Below are 1,107 nucleotides of genomic sequence, written 5' to 3'. Positions count from 1 at the left end.
ACCTGCGCGAAGGCTTCGGCGTGCAAGAGCGTCGCGATCTGGCAATGCAGTGGTATGATGCAAGCCTGTCCGCGCTGGATGCCGGATCTCAGGCCGTGTTCCTGCCGTCACAATCGGATCGCCCGGAATTGCTACGGGCAGCGATGACAGAAGCACAGTAGGTCTGGCTGACCCATTCCGCGGGCGCATGGATCGCCCGCGGTTTTTCCATCGCCTCAATAACAGGAACCCTGATCGGGTGCCGCGCAGACCGGTGGACTGCGTGACCTGTTCGAAGTCTTAGATTTCGTAGGGGCTAGTGGCAAACCCCTTTGGTGCGGGCAATTCCTACCGCCAAGGGTGTGTCAGTGATCCGCAATCAACCCCTTTTCCCGCGATGCTTGTCTATGGTTGGTCCACGTTCAAAATCCGGGGGGCATGTACATGAGTTCGGACGAGTAAGGCCGCAGCTACGCCTGCGATTGCGCCGAACAGATGCGCCTCCCACGAGATGCCGAGCTGGCCGGGCAGAACGCCCCAAAGGATTGATCCGTAAAGCAGCCCGACCACCATGGCCACGGCAAGGGTCACGGGCGACCGATCGACCACGCCGCGCGCGACCAGAAAGCCGAACCACCCAAATACCAGCCCGGATGCGCCGATATGGATGGCTGTGTTTCCGAACAGCCAGACCAGCGCTCCGCCCAAAGCGATGATGACGGCGTTCACGACCAATAGGGCCCGCGTTGCTGTAGCCGCCAGCAAGGCGCCCATCAGGATGAGAGGAGGCGTATTTGAAATGAGATGCGGAAAGCTGGCATGCAATAGTGGCATGCCAAAGATCCCGTCCAACCCGGTGATCTGCCTTGGGATCAGCCCGAACGCGAGGTTCAGGCGGTACCCAACTGCCCAGTTGGGAACCTGAATCGCCCAAAGTGCCGCAATGAACAGCGCCAGAACCTTGAACCGCGAAAAAACAACGCTTTTACCGTTTTTATCAATCATCTGAGATAGATAATCCCAGCAGGGAGAACGATCAATATGCCTTGCAGGATGGTCGGATCAGAGCGCGGACGCTGACGCGCTCAGGTAGAAAAGACCTCGAAATGGATCTGGTTTTCCTCTACC

Annotated in this window: 1 protein-coding gene; it reads right to left on the bottom strand. The window is 58.4% G+C overall.

The genetic code is table 11. The features are described from left to right. Positions 1-384: 384 nt before the first annotated feature. A complete protein-coding gene (locus tag ACR0E6_RS21370; protein WP_480565435.1) occupies positions 385-984 on the bottom strand; it encodes a rhomboid family intramembrane serine protease in 600 nt (199 codons plus the stop codon). Positions 985-1,107 lie beyond the last annotated feature (123 nt).

It is taken from the genome of Ruegeria sp. AP12 (genome assembly GCF_056540025.1).
The sequence above is the reverse complement of the archived record's forward strand: the minus strand, read 5'-3'. Positions and strand labels throughout refer to the sequence as shown.